Raw genomic sequence first — 18894 nt, 5'->3', positions numbered from 1 at the left:
AAACGCCGCCTTCAAATCCCTTGACGCTCAAGCCTGATATTCAGGCGCACGGACGGCCGTGAATGAAACGGAAGTATAGCTTCTCACAGGCCATATAAAGGATAGCGTCATCGGGCGTCACTCGGCGGAAATACTCCTCCCAAAACAAACATTTCGCGACGCCTATCGAGCATCTTGGAATAAGGAGACTTATATGGACCCGCAACATTTCCGGCCAACGCGCCGAGATACGATGACGGGAGCGATTACACTTGCGGTCGCTGCCGCAACATTGAAATTTTCTCCACCTGCAATGGCCGACGAGCCGAAGAAATCGAAGGAAGAACATGCCATGAGCAATGAATACGTCACCACGAAAGACGGCGTCCAGATCTTCTACAAGGACTGGGGTCCGAAGGACGCTCAGCCGATCGTCTTCCACCATGGCTGGCCGCTCAGCGCCGACGACTGGGATAACCAGATGCTTTTCTTCCTCGGCAAGGGTTATCGCGTCATTGCGCATGACCGCCGTGGACACGGCCGCTCCAGCCAGGTCAGCGACGGTCACGACATGGACCATTATGCCGCCGACGCCGCGGCCGTCGTCCAGCACCTTGACCTCCACAACGCGATCCATGTCGGCCATTCGACCGGCGGTGGCGAGGCAACCCATTATGTCGCGCGTCACGGCAAGGGTCGGGTCGCCAAGCTCGTCCTCATCGGCGCCGTCCCACCGATCATGGTCAAGACGCCGGCCAATCCGGGCGGCCTTCCGATCGAAGTCTTTGATGGCCTGCGCGCAGCGCTCGCGGCAAACAGGTCGCAGTTCTACATCGACCTGGCCAGCGGCCCGTTCTATGGCTTCAATCGTCCGGGCGCCCAGGTCTCGCAGGCAATTGTCCAGAATTGGTGGCGTCAGGGCATGGCCGGCGGTGCCAAGGCCCATTACGACGGTATCAAGGCATTTTCGGAAACGGATTTTACCGAAGACCTCAAGTCGATCGAGGTCCCGACCCTCGTTATGCACGGCGACGATGACCAGATTGTCCCGATTGCCGATTCCGCGCCGCTTTCCGCAAAACTGCTGAAGAATGCCACGCTGAAGATGTACAAGGGTCTGCCGCACGGCATGGCGACGACGCATGCCGACGTCGTCAACGCGGATCTGCTGAGCTTCTTCAAGGCCTAGTGATTTGGGGCGCCGTCGAGGCGCCCCCTTTCAGACTGCATGGCGATGAGCTTCAATTCTGCCCATCCAAAGACGGTTGGTCGGCAATGCACTCACCAAAACGGTCAAAGCCCCTTTCGGGGCTTTGACTATTTCCATGCGATTTTGATGCCCGATCAGTGCCCCGGAGGCGGCGTAGCCGTCTTGACCCACTCGGAGTACCGGGTCTTACCGATCCGCACCTGGCTACCGGGCATAAGGGAGTCCTGCTTCAGCAAAGCGCCGAAATAGCGGGTCTGGTCATCGGCGACGACCTCACGCTTGTCGCCGATCTGGCGCATATAACGGGTGACGGCATCGGCAATCTTGATCGGTTCCGGACCGGCAATTTCGACGGTGGCGTTCAGCGGGTTGCCGAGAACGACATCGACGAGCGCGTCGGCAACATCATCCGAGAAGATCGGCTGCATCATGGCCGGCGAAAGGTGAACCTTGTCACCCTGCACACCGGATTGAGCGATACCGAACATGAATTCGAAAAACTGCGTCGAGTGAACCAGGGAATAAGGAATCCCAGATTCCTTGATGATCTTTTCCTGGGCAAGCTTAGCGCGCATGTATCCGCTCTCCGGAAGGCGTTCCGTGCCGACAACGGACAGAGCGACATGGTGCTTCACACCGGCAGCCGCTTCAGCGGACGCGATGTTGTGACCCGCAGTCTGGAAGAATTCCATCACTGCCTTGTCTTCGAAAGACGGAGAGTTGGAGAGGTCGACCACGACCTGCGCTCCCTTCAGAACATCCGCAAGCCCCTCGCCGGTGATCGTATTGACGCCGGATGCGGGAGAGGCGGCAATAGTCTCGTGGCCCTTGGCCTGGAGGCGCTTGACGAGCTTCGAACCGATCAAACCGGTTCCGCCGATAACAACGATTTTCATAATCTGCTCCTTTTTGCTGTACCAAAGAGTTGAAAGAACGCTCCGCCGCGCAAACGAGGCGGGCGGTTGTTAGTTCAGACCAGCTTTGTCCGGACAGGGCGCTGCGTCAGCAGCCACAAAACCCATGAGCACCTTGAGAAGCTCAGGCGATTTCTCCGTAGAATGAATAGGTTGCGTCATCGCCTCGGTCCTGGATTCTACTGGGATAGTTGGCTGCCTTGGATCAGCGACCAGGATCCAAACCTAAGCGATTGTGGTCTGACGCATACCCAAACATACGTTGGGGATCTGCCAGCAGCCCATGCGATTGACCAGAAATTCAGGAGGAAATGCCGGCCAAGCGGCCTCGGGGATTCTGCAAAGGGTCGAGCTTTCGCTCGAATGGCCGATTGCTTCGGAGCGCGGGGCGGTGAAGGCATTCAGCCCCGCTGAAGCTGCTCGACCTTGCGCACCAGATCCGCCAGGGAGCGGCACTGCATCTTGCGCATGAGGCTCATACGGTGAAGCTTGACCGTCATTTCGCTGATACCGAGCTGATAGGCGACCTGCTTGTTCATCAAACCGCTCGCCACGGCATGCATGACCTCCTGCTCCCTCGGTGTCAGGCTATCGGCAAGCGCTTGGACGCGTTTCAACTCTTCATTCGACTTGCGGCGTTCATCGTCTATCCTGATGGCGTGATCGACAGCGTCGAGGAGAACCTGGTTGATGAACGGTTTTGTGATGAAATCGGTCGCGCCTGCTTTCATCGCCCTGACGCTCGTTGGAACATCCGCGTGGGCTGTGAGGAAAATGAGCGGCAACTTGCTGCCGAGCGCCAGAAGCTGGCTTTGAAGGTCGAGGCCCGACCCCCCTGGCATTCGCATGTCGACGACGACACAGCCGGGCGCGTTTACATCAGCCCATTTGAGAAATTCAAGGCCGTTTGGAAAGGCTGATGCGCGCTTGTTCGTGACCGTGAAGAGATCCACGAGGGCGCTGCGTATCTCGGCATCATCATCGATGACATAAACGACCGGCTCGGCGCTCTTGTCCGTCTTTACCTGGGCGTTTTGCATCGAATTACCTCTTTGGTATCTGAGAGATCCCGGGCCTAAACGCGCCTGTATCCCTCTGTTCTACCCTTTGTCGGCACTCGGTCACCAAACCATGCCAGCAGCTAGATCAAGAAAGACCAAAGCGCCGGCCTGGATGGTGCCTGCCTGCTCAATGAGACGCCAATCGATACCATAGGATACGCGCCGGCGGACGGTACACCTTGGTTTACCATCGCCCGACCATTTGTTCCGAGGTCTCCATGGTCGTCAAAACCGAACAGGACCGGCAGCAAACGCTGCCGGTCCTGCCTGCTCGACGACGTAAGCCGGATGGGTTGGACGCTCGGCTGCCATTTCGTTGGCCGCAGGAAGAAACCGGAAAAACCCCTGCGTTCATCATCTCCATCGTGCCCGGTTAACACGGCTCACGGATGCTCAGATACTGGTCGATGCAGCGCCTGGCATCCCTAACATTGGTTTGCCAAACCTTGGTTTGCGTTGACCCTATCCCGCTGAAAGTCCAGCCTTTTCACCTGAGAGAATATCTAGGAAGGAGCCCGTGGCAGACATGAAACCTACCGAGCAGAACGATGGCGCAGAATATGCGATCGTTCGTGAAGCGAACTGGGATTTTACGCTGGAGAAATTTGCCAAGGGCGAAGCGGTGTCCGGCGGTTTTCCGACTCGGTTTGAGGCCATTGAGGACTGGCTTCGTTTCCTGAAGAAAGAACGTGAGCAGCTTGACGCGGCGATTGCACGCGCCAATGAAATCCGGGTCGTCGAGCTTGAGAACTCTCACGGGCATTAGTCCCTGGGACAGGAGCTGTGAGCGAACGCAGGCTGCCCCTGCTTCGGGTCAACCCAAAACTTCGTTTTATCGATCCGTCCCCGGAAACAGCTATCCTTTCGGCATGGCAGACAATCTCCCCGGAGGCGTGAGATGAAAATTACGGTTGTTGGTGCGAGCGGGATGATGGGATCCAAGATCGTTCGCGAACTGGAACGGGCGGGTCAAACCGTCAGTGGAGTGTCGACCAGCACCGGCGTCGATGCCTATACCGGCGAAGGGCTGACGGCGGCGCTTGCCGACGCGCACGTGGTGATCGATGTCACCAATTCCGGCTCATTCGGCGATTCAAACGCGCTCGGCTTCTTCAAGCAGGCGGGAAAGAACCTGCTGGCAGCAGCGAAGGATGCCGGCGTCGGGCACTATCTTGCCCTGTCCGTCGTCGCGACGGACAGGCTGGTGGAAAACGACTACTTCCGCGCAAAGATGGTGCAGGAAAATCTCATAAGGGCTTCAGGGCTGCCCTATACCATCGTGCGATCCGCACAGTTTTTCGAATTCTTCAACGGCATCATCGATTTGGCAGCCGACGGCAATGGTTTCCGGCTGTCGCCCTCTCTGGTGAGGCCGATCGCAGCGGATGAAGCGTCAACTTTGATATCCAGGATCATGATCGATGCACCCCGCAATGACATCGTTGAAATCGCCGGCCCTGAATCCGTACAGCTGGACCAATTGGCGCGAGAAATTTTGACGGCAAGCGAAGATCCGCGCTCGATCGCGATCGATCCCGAAGCGCCATTCTTCGGCGTGGAGCTTGCGAAAACCACGCTCCTTCCCGGAGCTGGTGCTCTTGTCGGGACCGTGACATTCCACGACTGGCTTTCCCGATCGATGATGGCCGCCTAGCGGCAATGCTTCTGCATATCTGCGGCTGGAAACAAAAAGGAGGCGCAGAAGCGCCTCCTTTCTCCTTTGGCTGAAGCATCCGCCTTACACGCGAATTCCTGCAACTGCCTCCCGCCTCGGTGAGGCAATGGCCTGTTGAATTGCCCAGAGCGTCGCGAGTATCCCGAAGATCGCGGGCAGGCTCACCGCCGGGAAGTCCCTCAGGATCACCGACGAGGAGCAGATGCCGACAGCGACTTCCCAAAGATGGAAGGTGGCATGCGCGATCAGCCAGAGCGTCGCGCCGGCCCACAGCTCGACCCGCCGGCTCGGCTTCCAGGCGCCAAAGGCGAATGCAAGCGCGATGAAGCCCTGGATGATGCCGATATCGCGAATGAAATGCTGGTTGTACATCCCCGTATCCGTGACGCCCGGGACAAAATAATACCAGCTTTCGGGATCGTAGAGCATGTAAAGGGCCAGCCAGCCGGCCAGCAATATGTTGAAACCGACCATCACGTAGACAATGAATTTCGTGACCTGCATCGCAACCTCCTTGGATAAGCGAGCCTCAAAATTAACATCCAAGGCTAGGGCTTACTTCCCAAACCAAGGTTTGGGAGCCGCGATAGCGTGTTGAAGAGCCGCTGGAATGCCAGAGCGGCTGGCAGAAAGTCGCTGGCACCGACCTTCATGGCCTGGACGCCCGATCCTGTCGCCTGTCGTTCCAGTCGACCGCGGGTCGACTGCTCATTCCTGGACAACGACCACGAAAATCAGCGCAAGCGCAATGGGGAGCGGCGCAACAAAGCTCATCAAAAGGTAATCAGCGATCTCATAGGGCTATGTAGGTGAATTTTGCACCTGAACAGCGGCTTTCTTCAGTCAGTCGCAATCTGCACGTTCGAGTGCACTTTCCGGCTGCCCCACTTCCGCTTGCCCGCTGCGGATGCCATGACCCCGGCGAGAAGGACTTATGGTGTCGGATCGGCATCCGTCTCCACTTCCTACTTCGCTTCTAGCCGTCACACTTGCGCCCGGGCAGCGACGGGTGAGGACAACTCGCGCCCCAGAAATATCCGATCGGGCGGCGGCAGCGGATGAGAGGTCGAAGGCCGAGCAACTCCGCCCTCCAGGTTCTCACACCAGAACGATATCCCCGTGGTCGAAGAAGGCCTTGTTGGCGCCGATGAAGACGATGTCCTGCGCTGCCTGGCCACCGGCGCCATCCGCGTCGTAGGAAAGGTTGCCGATCGCCGCATTGTAGATCAGTTGCGCGTGATCGGCGGTGGCCGTGGCGCCGTATTTGGAGGCGATCATGAAGGCGTCCGTGTCCAGAATGCCGTCATGATTGCTGTCGAGGCCAGCGAAGGCGGAGCCGAGCTTGATCTTGTCGTCGGCGTCGAAATCCCAGATGGAATCCTTGTTTGCCGCGCCCATTTCGTTGAAATAGAAAGTGTCAGCGCCGCCCTTGCCATATAGGCTGTCGATACCGGCGCCGCCGGCAATCACATTGGCCGAGGCGTTGCCGGTGATGAGGTTGGCGAGATCGTTGCCGGTGCCGCCGATAGCGCCGGCGCCTTCCTTTAGACGCAGGTTTTCGACAAAGGCATGGTCGTGGAGATCGACGCTGATGGTGGCCTGGATCGTGTCGGTGCCACCATCGGCCGTTTCAACGGCGCGGTCGCCGGCATTGTCGATGAAGTAGGTATCGTTGCCGCTTGCGCCGATCATCTTGTCGGCGCCGGCGTCGCCATCGATATAGTCGCTACCGCCTGCGCCGTAGATCGTGTCGTCGTTGGCAGTGACGAGCGGCTGGCCGGCGACGGTTGTGCCCGGCGTGATGATATCGTTGCCGTCGGTCCCGTGGATCGTCGCGCCGACGATATTGTCGTCCGCTCCGACGATCGAGAATTCTATGCTCTGCGTGGCGTTCGCCCCATGGCTGTCCCTGATCGTCAGGTCGAACTTGTCCTGTGCCGCAGCGCCTTCCGCCAGCGCCTGGGTTGCCGCACGGTTGTTGTCCAGCAGGTAGGCCACCTGTCCGGTCGCCGTGTTCAGGGTTGCCGTGCCGTAAACGCCAGAAAGGCTCCATTGTCCGCTGCCGAGACTGGTCCAGCCGTCGGTGACGTAGGAGATGGTATCGCCTGCATCGGGATCGGATGCCGTCAGCTGCAGGCTGGCGGTACTGAGCCCGGGGCCGTTGTGGCCGGCTTCGATTAGACCGTTACTGGGCTCACCTGCCGTCAATACGGGAGTGCTGTTGAACGGCTTGAAAACGCCGGTTTCCCAATCGTAGATGCCGTCAAGGAAATGCAGCTTCTCGACACGAACGAGCGTATCGGTGCCTTCGGCCGTGCTTGCGACCGTGCCGAGCACCCGGTCGATCGCATAATCGGCGAAGGGGCCGACGTAATCGGCCATATCGAGGCCTGCCCCGCCATCGAACCTGTCATTGCCGCCGGCGCCCCTGAAGGTATCGTTGTTGCTGCCGCCCGTGACGGTATCGGCGCCGCTACCGCCATAAAATTCGATCTGCTCGATGCCGCTAATTGTCGTGCCGTCGCCCAGCGCCTGGACGGTGGCCGCCGGAAGCGACAGATCGAGCGTGAGATCCGCGGACACGGCGCGGCGATCCAGGACGAGATAATCGTTGCCCGTTCCGCCGTCGATGATGTCGACCGCGTCCGGACCGGAGACGAACTTGTCGTCGCCGCTGTAACCAATCAGCGTGTTGTGGCCCGATCCGCCGATCAGCACGTCATTGCCGGCGCCGCCGTCGATGTAGTCGTCGCCGCCATTGCCTTCGAGCGTATCGTCGCCGTTCCAGCCGTGGATCTCGTCGCCCAGCGCGCCACCGACGAAATGGTCGCCCATGTATCCGCCGGTGATGTTCAGGCGCTCCATGTTGACGATTACAGTTCCTTCGCCGAGATCCTGGGGCGTGGCTATCTTCTCGGCCGTGGAAATATCGATGTGCTCGACGACATATTCGTAGCTGCGCTTCAGCGCCAGCGTATCGATGCCGGCGCCGCCGTCTATATAATCCGGCCCTTCATGGCGCCATGACTTGATCGTGTCGTCACCCGCGCCGCCATAGAGCTGGTCGGAGCCGGCGCCGCCATCGATGATGTCGTTGCCATCATTGCCGTAGATAACATCGTCGCCGGCAAGGCCGATGATCACCTCGGCGGCCTTGCCGCCGATCAACGTATCGTTTCCATCCGTTCCGGTGACCGTTGGCATCCGTGCGCCTCCAAAAGCGTTCCGCCGATTCTGCTGCGCATCCTAAACAGAAACGGCCGGCAGGCCACCCGAGTTATTATCCAGAAGATATCGCAATATTTTCGATACTTCGAATATACCGATTCTGGCACAGCTTATCGTACTATCTCGCAATTGACGCGATATGATCTCGGAATTATGGCGATCTGAAGAATGTTAAGAGCGACGTGACACAACCATGCCTCGCATGGTGGCTGCCGACTCCTTTTGCGGTGGCTCCGGATTTCGGCCGAAGAGAGAGAAAAGGGCGTTGTCCTATGACGCTAGCCGTGTTTCAGGCCGGTTTCTGCCTGCGGGAAAGGACCCGTCCAAGTTGGTCCGATGGCTTCTCAATCAGCCAGGAAGCGAGTTGAGCGGCCAACAGGCTTGCAGCAATGATCCCGGCTACGAGCAATCGGCTGTCGACGGCCCCGTACCAATGGCGAAGAGCGAACAGGATTATGGAGAGATGAAAGAGATAGAGGCTGTACGAAATGGTGCCTAACCACAAATGAGGAGAGGAGGCAAAAACGATTGGGCCTTTTCATGCCCGATTGCTGCACCAATCAATGCAACGGAGGCCAGTCCATAAAAGAGCTCGGACGCTGGAGCACCTGCCGGGATCGCCATCAAAACAAGCGCCGCAATGGCAGTGGCCCAGAGCGGCAGTTTTCCGGCGGTCGCTGCGAGCGTCTGCCGATGGTAGAAGCAGATTGCGCCTGTGGCAAAGAAGAGAATGTATCCCGCAGTGTCGAGGATCGACGCCAGGATGCTTCCCTCTTGGGTGAAACAACCCGCGGCCTCACCGACAAGCCAAAGAGATGCCAGCGCGACGATTGTGACCCGCCGGTTCCATATGGCCAATAAAACGATCAGCGGGAAGAGAACAGAGATTCGCAGCTCGTGGATCAAGCTCCACATGACGTTGTTCAGTTGAATATGCGCATCTCGTCCCGTCATCGCAAGGTGTCCGGCCACCACATCAGGACTTGATGCAGCGGTCCACGAACTTGAGTTAAACCACTCGGTCAGGCAGCATTCAATCGATTATTGAAGTCGGGTTGTCGAGCTGACGGTCGTCCGGCCGCCAGGATTTGCCGGCCTGATCGTCACATCCAAAGACGGCGGCAGGTTTAGGCGGACGATCTTGGCCGGCCTGAGCGATTGAGCTGGATGTCTAATGAGCCGTGACAGACTTTACTGTTTCTTCAGCCGCGTGCGATTGCCGACGATGCATCAAGGGCGTCACGTTGACCATCCCGCCACGATTTTGTCGAGCAGAATGCAATCCAGCCTGAGAAAGATCGACACAATCGAGGAAATCATCGGCGTTTTCGTAGGCGACTGCCCGCATGCCGGCCGTTTCAAAGAGATCGATCATAGAGGCGCGGATAGAGGCCTCATCGTCAGCGATGCAGACTGGTTGGAACATCCCGCTCCAGGTGCTCATAAGACATCGGTACGTTGTTTCCAATTGCCAAGGCAAATACGAAACGCCGCATCGGCATAAACTACACAATTTCAGATTGTTCACCACTTCGGCCGCACCGACAACAGCATTTGAGCTCCGCCAACGAGGACGGAGCCCATTCAAGAACAAGATGAAGTTTTAGCGTTACTTGGCGGAAGCCGCGTCTTCGATGATCTTCGCAACCTTGTCGGGATGAGAAACCATTACGACGTGGGAGGCACCCTTGACCACGACGGTCTCCTTGGAGTGAGCGCGTTCTGCCATCCAGCCGAGAGCTTTGGCGGGAATGTTCTTGTCTGCATCACCGTAGATGAACCAGGAAGGAATGGTCTGCCACGCCGCACCGGGCGCTCCCTCTGTCAAGGCTGCTTCGGTAATTGGGCGCTGGGTTGCTGCCATCAGCTTTGCGGTCTTTGCCGGCACATCAGCAGCAAACTGCTCATGAAACTTACCCTGCTGGATATACAGATCCTTTCCGCCATTTTCCAATGCCACCGGCTCGGCAAGCGTCGGCGCCAGAGTGCTGCCGGGGAACTTGCCCGAGAGGTCTGCGGCGGACTCGCCTTTGTCAGGAGCAAAGGCCGCGACATAGACCAGCGCTTCGACATTCTTCGTCCCCGCAGCAGCCTCGCTGATGACTGAACCCCCATAGGAATGGCCAACGAGAACGACCGGGGTCTTTATGCCGGCGACGATGCGGCCGACATAATCACCATCCGACTTTACGCTGCGCAGCGGATTGGCAACGGCGACAACCGGATAACCATCCTTTTCCAGACGAGCGATGACATCGTTCCAGCTCGATGCATCGGCAAAGGCGCCGTGCACGAGCACCACCGTCGGCTTTGCTGATTCAGCGGCTGCAGGGGCGACGAGAATTGCCAGTGCGCCGAGTGCGAATACGGATTTCAAGATTTTATGCATCGGTTGGTCTCCTTTGTTGAATTGCGCACAATTTAATATGACACAATTAATATGTCGAGTCACTTTTTGTTCAACTGGTGACGACCAACTGGATGAAGGACGTTTCGGACGTCAGGCCAGGCGCCGCGATCGCCAACGTGAGCAGCCATATCGTTGTATCGGCGAGCGTTCTGCAACAACCCAAACCTCCGTTCTAAGACTTTCCCATCAGTACCGACACAGGGCTCCGCCTAGGGGGCCATCTTCGGGACAAGAGATTGCTACGGCCGGCATACGAGCCGGCCGCGCAAAAATCCGACGACATTGGCGTCAGGCCACGCACATACCCCCGTCGACGTGGAGTTCGATTCCGTTTACGAAAGTGCCGGCCGACGCAAGGAAGAGCGCGGCCTGAGCCAGTTCTTCGGGGCGCCCGAGACGTCCTGCCGGTATCAGATCCGCCATCTGCTGCTCGAACTGCGGACGGTTGCTTTCGTTGACGCCGAGTTTTCCCAGGATCTCGGTCTCGACAGGACCGGGACTGAGAATGTTGACGCGGATCCGGCGCGATTTGAATTCGATCGCCCAATTGCGCGCAAATGCGGCGAGCGCAGCCTTGGTACCGGCATAAACAGTGTGGTTCGGCAAAACCTTCGTCCCGGCCAGAGAACTCGTGACGATGATGTTTCCGCCATCGCGCATATGCGGAGCGATGGTCTGAACACCGAAGAAGACACCGCGCGTATTCACCGCAAAATGCTGGTCGTATTCGGCCTCACTGACCGTTTCTGACGCCGCGAGATTGATGATGCCGGCATTGGCCATATAAACATCAATGGCGCCAAAACGCTCCGTTACCTCAGCCGCGAGCCGGCGATGGTAATCGATGCTGGCGACGTCGCCGCAAATTCCGATTGCCCCATTGCCGATAGCCCGAACCGCTTCTTCGACGACATCCTGGCGGCGTCCGGTGATGACGACCTTCGCCCCCTCCTCGGCAAAAAGCCGCGCCGTCGCTTTTCCTATACCGCTATTGCCACCAGTGATGATGGCCACCTTATCCTTTAGGCTTGGCATCTGAATTCTCCTTGTTGACGCGCAGGAGATAAACAGTTGCGCTGGCCGCTATTAGCCGGGTCCGAGGACAAGGAACTTTGCCTGCAACAGACAAATGAGCGGGCGCGGCCGATCGTCTATCACGAAACCCGCTTAGCGGATGAACGCATCCAGTTCGTCATCCGGCGCGACGACATCCAGGCAGATCGGCAGCGACTGGCAGCCAAGACGCATCGTTCCCGTATGAATTGCTTTCGTTTTCCGCTGTATCGTAGGATAAAATCCTGCTGCAGGCACTTCAGCCTGTTGAGACGTGAATGTGTCGCCAGGAGCAGGGGATGATCGTCAGCCGGAGCGTCAAAGCATTGCGCAAACGGGAACGGGCGCTCGCCGAACTCGTCGATAGGGTGCCGTCTCACATCTGGCGGTTGACCGCAGATGGCGAGCCGATCTTCTTCAACAAACAGATGATCGATTACCTCGGTCGGGATATTGCCGATTTACAGTTACCGGGCATGAGCCGGCTGGATGCAATGATCGAGATGGCGATCCACCCAGATGATGCCTCGGGCTTCAGGGACGCGCTCCATCATTGCTTCGCCACCGGCGAAAGCTTTTCCACACGATACCGGCTGCGCCGCTACGACGCCGTCTATCGCTGGATGTCGAGCCGCGCAGATTCGATACACGACCGGCATGGACGCATCAGCCAGTGGTATGGCCTCTGCCACGATATCGACGATCAGGTCCACGCCGAAGAGGCGTTGCAACGCAGCGAACGGCATCTTCAACGGCTCATCGATGCCTTGCCGGTGCACATCTGCAGCTGGACACCGGCGGGCGAGCTCTCCTACGTCAGCAGGCGCTATATGCAGGAACTGGGCCTCTCCAAAGCGAATTTCGAGGAATTTGCACGCGCAGCGCAGGAACTTGTCCATCCCGAGGATAGCCCTGAGGTGCAGCGCAGGGCCGCGCACTGCATCCGGGTGGGCGAGCCTTTCATGATGCGATACAGACGACGCGGGCCGGACGGTATGTTCCACTGGACGGAAGGCCGGTTCGAGCCCCTTCGCGATAGAAACGGTGCGATCGTGGAATGGTACGGCCTGTCCATCGATGTCGAGGATCAGGTTCGCGTGCAGGAGGCTTTGAGCCTCGCCCAGCAGAACCTCGCGCGGGCAAGCCAGGCGGCGAGCCTTGCCGAGCTTTCCGCCTCGATCGCCCATGAGATCAGTCAGCCGCTCGCCGCCGTCATATCAAGCTCGGATGTCAGCCAGCGCTGGCTTTCGGCGGAACCGCCCAATATCGAACGGGCGCAGAAAGCAGTTGAGCGCATCTCGGCAAGCGCACATTCGGCCGTCGAAGTCGTCGGCCGCATCCGCGCCTTGTTCAAACGCTCTGAAACGTCGAGAGATTACGCCGCACTCGATAGCGTGGTCAGAGAAGCACGCGACCTCATGGCCGAGGAAGCGATGCGGCGGCGCGTGCGCATGGATATCGAGCTCGAGCGCGACCTTCCGCCGATCGCCTTCGATCGGGTTCAGGTCCAACAGGTCCTGATCAATCTCATCCGCAATGGCCTGGAGGCCATGGATTCTGCTGGCGATGACCGCGTTCTGCACATTCGCGCCCGCCGTGCGACAGATACCGTGCAGATAGAGATCAGCGATCGCGGCCCGGGCGTCGAATTCCCCGACAGAATATTCGAGCCCTTCTTCACGACAAAAGGCCAAGGGATGGGAATGGGGCTGGCAATCAGCCGCTCCATCGTCGAATCTCACGGCGGGCGGCTAAGCGTTGAGCAAGCCGACCCACACGGAGCGAAATTCGTCTTTACCCTGCCGGTTGAAGTCGAACAGGCCGCTCACGCATGAGGACGACTAGCCTGCGCGATAGTCGCTGATCGCGCGCTCCAGCCACGACATGAGCAAGTCGGCATTGACGGGTTTCTTTAGAAACGCGATCGCGCCCGCCTGAAAGACGGCGGCCTCGACGTCCTTGTCCCCATGCGCAGTCATGATGATGACAGGCGGGTGGGATGGCATCCTGCTCAATGCCTGGAGCATCTCGACACCGGACATTCCCGGCATTCTGACGTCGGCAAGAATGCAATCAACGAGCGAATAACCTTTTTCGTTCAGGAATCTCTCGGCCGACTCGTAAAGCTCGCATTCATAACCGGCCGCCTCGAGCAGATCCTTGAGGGATTCCCTGAGATAGCGATGGTCATCAATGACAGCGATAGTCTTGTTGGGGGAACTTGCCATTGCGTCAGTACAATTCTTCTTTTTCGGGCAATGAGCTAGGCGCCGCGCAGGTTACTGATACAGTTTGAGATCCGGTTTCAACATGTCAAATTTGCGGACAAGCTCCGCAAGGGAGCCTGCCTGCATCTTTTTCATCATTCGTCCCCGATGCAGTTTCACCATGATTTCGCTGATCTGCATTTCATGTGCAATCTGCTTGTTCATCAATCCGGCTGCGACATAATGCAAGACTTCCCGCTCGCGCGGAGTAAGCCTGGCTTCACAGTTTTGCACCTGGGTGCGGATAGCGGCCTCTTTCCGGTTCTCTGCATCCCGCCTGATCGCTTCGCCAACTGCGGCGATCACGGCGCTGCCGGCAAATGGCTTGATCAGGAAGTCCGTTGCTCCCGCCTTCATCGCCTTTACGGTCAGCGGGATACTTCCGTGACCCGACATGAAGATAATGGGCATGGTGTTGCCGGCGGCGGCGAGTTGGCCTTGGAAGTCCAAGCCACTGATGCCGGGCATCCGCACGTCCAAAAGAATGCAGCCCGCCTGCCCCATATCGCAGCGCTCCAGAAAATCCGAAGCGCTCTCGAATGCGATGGCCTTCATCGCCACCGACTCGAAAAGGTCCACCAGCGAGGCCCTGACAGGGCCTTCGTCGTCAACGATACAGACAACCGGCTCGTCCCTCGTGCTGACTTGATCGATCGTCATGGCTTTCTGCGCCTCCAAACGACGGCTTTGCATATCTACCCTACTGCCGCATCGCGGCCAATTTGACGCTGCCTCGTTCCGCAGCATTCATGAAGGGATTCCCGTCCGCCAAGGCCCACGTCGGAATTGCATTTGGCGACGTGGTAACCTGCCTGCCATACTAACACGTGGACCCCATCACAAAAATACGCCAAGGGTCTAGGTTGGGCTGAAAGATCGATCCACAGGTCTGTCAAATTCTCTCGTAATTGCAAACAGGTAGTCCGCCAGCTGCGTCAGGCGACCCAAGCTCGATAAACCCGCGCAGAACTATCGCAAGACACACCTTCGTTGCCCCTGCGCACACCTTCGTATAACTCCCCGGCCCGCAAACCGCCTGTAAGCTGATCATGTCGAAGATCAATCAAAGGCGATGATCATGAGGCATGACCCAAGCTCTCAATACAGGCCCCTCGAGATGCCGAGGTTTCCGCTTTTGGTCATCGGCGGCCTGATCATCGGGATACTGGTGTATCTCGGTTATGGAGCGACATCGGCGCCCAAGGCGTCCACGAAAATCTACGTGCCGCTTGCGACATCCTCCTCATCGCAAGCCGAACCGAAGGTCGCATATTTTGTCGTGAATGGCGAAATGCTGGCCGTATCGCTCCAGCATCGGCCGACGGCATTCAGGGTTGCATCTCGCTAGCTGAACTGAGGCGCATTTCAGCAAGGTCTCGCTCCCGTATAGATAGAAAACGAATCCACAAGAAACCAGAAGTATAAAAACGCACTCCGACATATATATTTGGTTTAGTCGCCCCCTCCTTCAATTTCCTCGCCTGTGACTGTATCCTCATGCAGTTCAGGGAAGCGGCATGTCTGCTGGCAGTGGAGGATCATGCATGGGGGTGACCACCTCCAAGGGGTCGAAAAGTCCGATCGCGATTTTGGTTGATGACGATGTGACCGTTTGCGCGGCTCTGGAGAACTTATTGAATTCGGTCGGCATCGACGCAATGACATTTTTATCGGGCCGGGAATTTCTTGAAGCAAAGCTGCCCGACCGCCCAAGTTGCGTCGTGCTGGATGTCCGCATGCCCGGCATCAGCGGTCTGGACCTGCAGCATCATCTGACCCGAAATGGCGTTACGACACCCGTCCTGTTTCTAACGGCACACGGGGATATCGCAATGAGCGTGCAGGCGATGAAGGCCGGGGCGCAGGATTTCCTGACCAAACCTGTGCGGGACCAGACCTTTCTCGATGCCGTGTCCAAAGCCATCGCCACCGATGTCAGCCGCAGGAACGCACTGTCTGCAGCCGATCGATACGTTTCCCTGTTTGAAACCCTCACCGTTCGCGAGCGCCAGGTTCTGAAACTGGTCGTCTCCGGCGAGGTCAACAAACAGATAGCCTTCTCCCTCGGGATCAGCGAATTTACGGTGAAGCTTCACCGCAGCAATATGATGAAGAAAATGCAGGTCAGTTCGGTGGCGCAGCTTTTCAATGTCTGGCAGGCGCTGCCTTCGCATGTTCGAATGAGCGATGGCTAAAATTACGCACCAGCGCTAGGTCACGTAAAAAGTAACGACAGCAAAAGCGAAGAGGACTTCCATGCAGTTGACATCGTCAAAAGAACGGATCGTCACGGCCATGGCTATTGGCGGCAGCGGCATCCTGCTGGCGGGGCTTTTCGCGGATCCCTCCGGCATTCTCGTCGCAATGGTCGCTATCTGGCTCTATACAAGCTGGCGCACAGGTCTGGCCGTGCTGCTCATCGGCTGTTTGCTGACAGCGGCTGTCGTTCTCTCTCCCGCCAATTTCGGCAATGACGAACCCGCCCGGGTCGTCATGTTCGCCTGCTGCGCCACCGCGCTCTGGTTTTTCATCAACGTCTTCAAACCGCAGAGCCTCTTCGACCACGTTTACAAGAATATCCAGCCCAATATCGAAGACATTCCCGGCTTCGGCTGGTCGGCCTATCCCGACGGCCGCCTGCGCTTCCTGAACCCGAAAGCGCTCGATTTTGTCGGCGTGAGTGCCGAGGAAATGAGCAGGATCGCCAAGCTCGACAACCATTCATGGTGGAGCCTTTTCGTCCATCCCGACGAGGTCGAAGGATGCATGGCAAGATGGGAGCACAGTCTCAGGACCGGAGAGCCGATCTTCGAAGAACAGCGGGTCCGGCGCGCCGACGGAACCTACCGGTGGCTGCGCGATTCCGCCATCGCGTCGCGTGACGAACAAGGCCGCATCACCGCCTGGTTCGCGACCTCGGTCGACATCGACGATCAACGAAAGGCGGAAGCTGCCCTCAGGGAGAGCCAGCAGCAATTGCAGCAGATGATCGATACGGTGCCGGCCCTCGTCTGGTGCGCAAACGCCGCCGGCGAGACTTCTTATATCAACAAGCCACTTATGCGCTGGACCGGGATTTCGCTTGCGAGCAACGATCCCGCAGACACAAAAAGGTTCGCGACGGCGATCATCGAGGCCATTCACCCCGAAGACCGAGCGCTATTCCAGAGGAGCCTGTCGCAGGCTTTTGAAACCGGCGAGCGCTTCGCGCTGAAATACCGGCAGCGGCGTTTCGATGGCGTCTATCGCTGGATCGACGGCAAGGCCGAGCCACTGCGCGACGCTGACGGTCAGATCATTCAGTGGTACGGCGTCTGCCTCGACATCCATGACGAGATGGAAGCGCACGAAGCAGCGCGTGAGCGTGAAGCAGAATTGCGTCTGATCGTCGATACGGTGCCGTCGCTGATCTGGCTCATGACCCCCGAGGGGCTTCCCTGCTATCTCAACAAGCGCTTCTCCGAATGGGCGGGGCTCAACGAAGGCGATATTCATTCAAAGACGACGGAACAGGTCGCCGCCCAGGCGGATCTGGTCCATCCCGATGATCGCGCCGCAGTGGCAGAGGCATTCAGGAATGCTATTGCGACGGGTCAGCCTATCAATCACAAGGGCCGGCTTCGCCACAAGGACGGCCAATACAGGTGGATGGATTCACGCGTCGAACCCCTGCGCGACGAGAACGGCAAGATCATTCGCTGGTATGGCGTCAATCTCGACATCGACGACGAGGTTTGCGCGCAGGAGGCCTTGCGCCAATCCGACGAGAGGCTGGCAAGGGCGCTGCGCGCCGCCAGCATGTCCGAACTTTCCGTCTCGATTGCGCATGAGCTCAATCAACCGCTGCAGGCGGTGGTGGCCAATGCGAACGCGTTCCGCCGATGGCTGAATGCGGAGCCGCCGAACCTCGAACGCGCGCTACGTTCCGCCGACTGGATCGTGCGCGATGCCGATGCGGCCGCCGAAGTGGTCAGCCGCATCAGGGCGCTGTTCGGCAAGACCGCCTACCCCAGAACCGCCGTGGATCTGAACAATCTGATCAACGATGCCTGCGAACTGATCGCCGACAAGCTCACCTCCAACAAGGTGAAGGTTGATATCAATCTCGACCCTTATCTACCTGTCACCAGCGCGGACCATGTGCAGCTGGAGCAGGTAATGCTCAACCTCATCCGCAACGGCATCGAAGCGATGCACGATATCGAGCCCAGAGCCCGTACTCTGAAAATCGAGTCCAGGCTGAGGGACGACGATACGGTCGAGGTGGAGGTGAGCGACCGGGGTACCGGGATCAGCGACACCGAGAAAATTTTCGAGGCGTTTTATACGACAAAGCAGGACGGAATGGGCATGGGCCTTGCGATCTGCCGCTCCATCATCGAATCCCACGGGGGACGACTGTGGGCCGAGAATGGCATTCGCGGCGGTGCATCGATCACATTCAGCCTGCCGGTGCGGGACCTTCAGGCCAAGCCGGCGCCGCGCGAAATCCACATCAGGCCACCGGTTAGGGAACTCGAATCCCTGTCAGCATGACCGGCGGCGACGCAAGCAGCACGACTGGTTCTCGCGGACCGGTTGATCGTGGCGAAAGGTGATCGGGACTACCGGATGCCGTCTTGAGAGGCGCTTTGCGTCGCGAGTTCATGCCGCCATTGGCTGGGTGTCGTTCCGACAAAACGCCGGAACAGCCGGCTGAAATGCGCATGGTCCGACAAGCCGCAAGCAAAGGCGATATCACCCATTTCGTGCTCGGAGGCGAGCAGCAATGTCCGGGCGCGTTCGATCCGCTGCTGCATGACGAAGGCGTAGGGCGACATGCCGAAGCTGATCGAAAAGGCGCGGCGGAAATGGCCGGGGCTGAGCTTTGCCGCAGCCGCCAGATCGTCGACGCGAACCGGCCCTTCCAATCTTGCATCGACATAGTCGGTGACGCGTTTGACCTGCCAGTCGCTGAGCCCGGTCCTGCGGTGGCTCTTCTCCGGAATATTTGCCTCTGAGGCCTGCGACCGAACACGAGATTCGGACGAATGACAGTACCGGGACACCGCCGAAACGCCTTGCTTCAACCTGATCTCATCATCCATCAGACCGCCC

At 58.3% G+C, this 18894-nt stretch carries 18 protein-coding genes; 7 read left to right on the top strand and 11 right to left on the bottom strand.

Annotated elements, in window-relative coordinates:
- Window positions 1-331 precede the first annotated feature (331 nt).
- Complete coding sequence (locus J2X71_RS13740) at window positions 332-1168, top strand: alpha/beta hydrolase (protein WP_310382735.1); 837 nt, start codon at window positions 332-334, stop codon at window positions 1166-1168.
- A gap of 155 nt (window positions 1169-1323) precedes the next feature.
- On the opposite strand, the gene J2X71_RS13735 is transcribed toward J2X71_RS13740, so the two are convergent.
- The gene (locus J2X71_RS13735; RefSeq protein ID WP_113323293.1) at window positions 1324-2085 is read right to left on the bottom strand and encodes an SDR family oxidoreductase; all 762 of its coding nucleotides are present in this window, start codon (window positions 2083-2085) and stop codon (window positions 1324-1326) included.
- A 419-nt stretch (window positions 2086-2504) separates the two neighbouring features.
- Window positions 2505-3143 carry a response regulator transcription factor gene (locus J2X71_RS13730; RefSeq protein ID WP_029868558.1) on the bottom strand — a complete coding sequence of 213 codons (639 nt, stop codon included), beginning with the start codon at window positions 3141-3143 and terminating at the stop codon, window positions 2505-2507.
- Window positions 3144-3382: 239 nt separating this feature from the next.
- On the opposite strand from J2X71_RS13730, the gene J2X71_RS13725 reads away from it, so the two are divergent.
- From J2X71_RS13725 to J2X71_RS13715, 3 genes are all read left to right on the top strand, one after another.
- Window positions 3383-3541 carry a hypothetical protein gene (locus tag J2X71_RS13725; protein WP_310382613.1) on the top strand — a complete coding sequence of 53 codons (159 nt, stop codon included), beginning with the start codon at window positions 3383-3385 and terminating at the stop codon, window positions 3539-3541.
- Window positions 3542-3681: 140 nt separating this feature from the next.
- Window positions 3682-3930 carry a hypothetical protein gene (locus tag J2X71_RS13720; protein ID WP_310382612.1) on the top strand — a complete coding sequence of 83 codons (249 nt, stop codon included), beginning with the start codon at window positions 3682-3684 and terminating at the stop codon, window positions 3928-3930.
- A 132-nt stretch (window positions 3931-4062) separates the two neighbouring features.
- Window positions 4063-4818, top strand: coding sequence for an SDR family oxidoreductase (locus J2X71_RS13715; RefSeq protein ID WP_029868556.1), 756 nt, complete (start codon window positions 4063-4065; stop codon window positions 4816-4818).
- A gap of 84 nt (window positions 4819-4902) precedes the next feature.
- Here the strand turns inward: J2X71_RS13715 and J2X71_RS13710 are convergent, their stop codons facing one another.
- The 6 genes from J2X71_RS13710 to J2X71_RS13685 form a co-directional block, all read right to left on the bottom strand.
- A complete protein-coding gene (locus J2X71_RS13710; protein ID WP_310382611.1) occupies window positions 4903-5343 on the bottom strand; it encodes a hypothetical protein in 441 nt (146 codons plus the stop codon).
- Window positions 5344-5937: 594 nt separating this feature from the next.
- A complete protein-coding gene (locus tag J2X71_RS13705) occupies window positions 5938-8043 on the bottom strand; it encodes a calcium-binding protein (RefSeq protein ID WP_310382610.1) in 2106 nt (701 codons plus the stop codon).
- 519 nt (window positions 8044-8562) lie between these two features.
- On the bottom strand, window positions 8563-9021 hold the full coding sequence (locus J2X71_RS13700) for a hypothetical protein (RefSeq protein WP_029868552.1): 459 nt from the start codon (window positions 9019-9021) through the stop codon (window positions 8563-8565).
- Between the two features lie 217 nt (window positions 9022-9238).
- Window positions 9239-9511: a hypothetical protein gene (locus J2X71_RS13695; protein ID WP_310382608.1), complete on the bottom strand. Its 273-nt coding sequence runs from the start codon at window positions 9509-9511 to the stop codon at window positions 9239-9241.
- A 165-nt stretch (window positions 9512-9676) separates the two neighbouring features.
- Entirely contained in the window at window positions 9677-10456 is a 780-nt protein-coding gene (locus J2X71_RS13690) for an alpha/beta fold hydrolase (protein ID WP_029868643.1), read from the bottom strand.
- 309 nt (window positions 10457-10765) lie between these two features.
- Window positions 10766-11512: an SDR family NAD(P)-dependent oxidoreductase gene (locus tag J2X71_RS13685; RefSeq protein ID WP_029868644.1), complete on the bottom strand. Its 747-nt coding sequence runs from the start codon at window positions 11510-11512 to the stop codon at window positions 10766-10768.
- Between the two features lie 317 nt (window positions 11513-11829).
- Here J2X71_RS13685 and J2X71_RS13680 point away from each other — a divergent pair, with 317 nt between their 5' ends.
- Window positions 11830-13365 carry a PAS domain-containing protein gene (locus J2X71_RS13680; protein WP_310382607.1) on the top strand — a complete coding sequence of 512 codons (1536 nt, stop codon included), beginning with the start codon at window positions 11830-11832 and terminating at the stop codon, window positions 13363-13365.
- A 6-nt stretch (window positions 13366-13371) separates the two neighbouring features.
- On the opposite strand, the gene J2X71_RS13675 is transcribed toward J2X71_RS13680, so the two are convergent.
- Entirely contained in the window at window positions 13372-13758 is a 387-nt protein-coding gene (locus J2X71_RS13675) for a response regulator (protein WP_310382606.1), read from the bottom strand.
- A gap of 51 nt (window positions 13759-13809) precedes the next feature.
- A complete protein-coding gene (locus J2X71_RS13670; RefSeq protein WP_310382605.1) occupies window positions 13810-14457 on the bottom strand; it encodes a response regulator in 648 nt (215 codons plus the stop codon).
- An 884-nt stretch (window positions 14458-15341) separates the two neighbouring features.
- Here J2X71_RS13670 and J2X71_RS13665 point away from each other — a divergent pair.
- On the top strand, window positions 15342-15992 hold the full coding sequence (locus tag J2X71_RS13665; RefSeq protein WP_310382604.1) for a response regulator transcription factor: 651 nt from the start codon (window positions 15342-15344) through the stop codon (window positions 15990-15992).
- A gap of 61 nt (window positions 15993-16053) precedes the next feature.
- Window positions 16054-18333 (top strand): PAS domain-containing protein, encoded by a 2280-nt coding sequence (locus J2X71_RS13660; RefSeq protein WP_310382603.1) that lies wholly within the window; start codon window positions 16054-16056, stop codon window positions 18331-18333.
- A gap of 68 nt (window positions 18334-18401) precedes the next feature.
- Here the strand turns inward: J2X71_RS13660 and J2X71_RS13655 are convergent, their stop codons facing one another.
- Window positions 18402-18884 (bottom strand): AraC family transcriptional regulator, encoded by a 483-nt coding sequence (locus tag J2X71_RS13655; protein ID WP_310382602.1) that lies wholly within the window; start codon window positions 18882-18884, stop codon window positions 18402-18404.
- Between the last annotated feature and the right edge of the window lie 10 nt (window positions 18885-18894).

The organism is Rhizobium sp. 1399 (assembly GCF_031455475.1).
Classification (GTDB): domain Bacteria; phylum Pseudomonadota; class Alphaproteobacteria; order Rhizobiales; family Rhizobiaceae; genus Rhizobium.
This window is presented reverse-complemented; position numbering and strand designations above follow the sequence as displayed.

What these genes read in the sequence shown, in the direction of transcription:
- J2X71_RS13740 (WP_310382735.1), top strand. Translation starts at nt 332, where the DNA reads ATGAGCAATGAATACGTCACCACGAAAGACGGCGTCCAGATCTTCTAC.
- J2X71_RS13735 (WP_113323293.1), bottom strand. Translation starts at nt 2,085, where the DNA reads ATGAAAATCGTTGTTATCGGCGGAACCGGTTTGATCGGTTCGAAGCTC.
- J2X71_RS13730 (WP_029868558.1), bottom strand. Translation starts at nt 3,143, where the DNA reads ATGCAAAACGCCCAGGTAAAGACGGACAAGAGCGCCGAGCCGGTCGTT.
- J2X71_RS13725 (WP_310382613.1), top strand. Translation starts at nt 3,383, where the DNA reads ATGGTCGTCAAAACCGAACAGGACCGGCAGCAAACGCTGCCGGTCCTG.
- J2X71_RS13715 (WP_029868556.1), top strand. Translation starts at nt 4,063, where the DNA reads ATGAAAATTACGGTTGTTGGTGCGAGCGGGATGATGGGATCCAAGATC.
- J2X71_RS13710 (WP_310382611.1), bottom strand. Translation starts at nt 5,343, where the DNA reads ATGCAGGTCACGAAATTCATTGTCTACGTGATGGTCGGTTTCAACATA.
- J2X71_RS13705 (WP_310382610.1), bottom strand. Translation starts at nt 8,043, where the DNA reads ATGCCAACGGTCACCGGAACGGATGGAAACGATACGTTGATCGGCGGC.
- J2X71_RS13700 (WP_029868552.1), bottom strand. Translation starts at nt 9,021, where the DNA reads ATGACGGGACGAGATGCGCATATTCAACTGAACAACGTCATGTGGAGC.
- J2X71_RS13695 (WP_310382608.1), bottom strand. Translation starts at nt 9,511, where the DNA reads ATGAGCACCTGGAGCGGGATGTTCCAACCAGTCTGCATCGCTGACGAT.
- J2X71_RS13690 (WP_029868643.1), bottom strand. Translation starts at nt 10,456, where the DNA reads ATGCATAAAATCTTGAAATCCGTATTCGCACTCGGCGCACTGGCAATT.
- J2X71_RS13685 (WP_029868644.1), bottom strand. Translation starts at nt 11,512, where the DNA reads ATGCCAAGCCTAAAGGATAAGGTGGCCATCATCACTGGTGGCAATAGC.
- J2X71_RS13680 (WP_310382607.1), top strand. Translation starts at nt 11,830, where the DNA reads ATGATCGTCAGCCGGAGCGTCAAAGCATTGCGCAAACGGGAACGGGCG.
- J2X71_RS13675 (WP_310382606.1), bottom strand. Translation starts at nt 13,758, where the DNA reads ATGGCAAGTTCCCCCAACAAGACTATCGCTGTCATTGATGACCATCGC.
- J2X71_RS13670 (WP_310382605.1), bottom strand. Translation starts at nt 14,457, where the DNA reads ATGACGATCGATCAAGTCAGCACGAGGGACGAGCCGGTTGTCTGTATC.
- J2X71_RS13665 (WP_310382604.1), top strand. Translation starts at nt 15,342, where the DNA reads ATGGGGGTGACCACCTCCAAGGGGTCGAAAAGTCCGATCGCGATTTTG.
- J2X71_RS13660 (WP_310382603.1), top strand. Translation starts at nt 16,054, where the DNA reads ATGCAGTTGACATCGTCAAAAGAACGGATCGTCACGGCCATGGCTATT.
- J2X71_RS13655 (WP_310382602.1), bottom strand. Translation starts at nt 18,884, where the DNA reads ATGGATGATGAGATCAGGTTGAAGCAAGGCGTTTCGGCGGTGTCCCGG.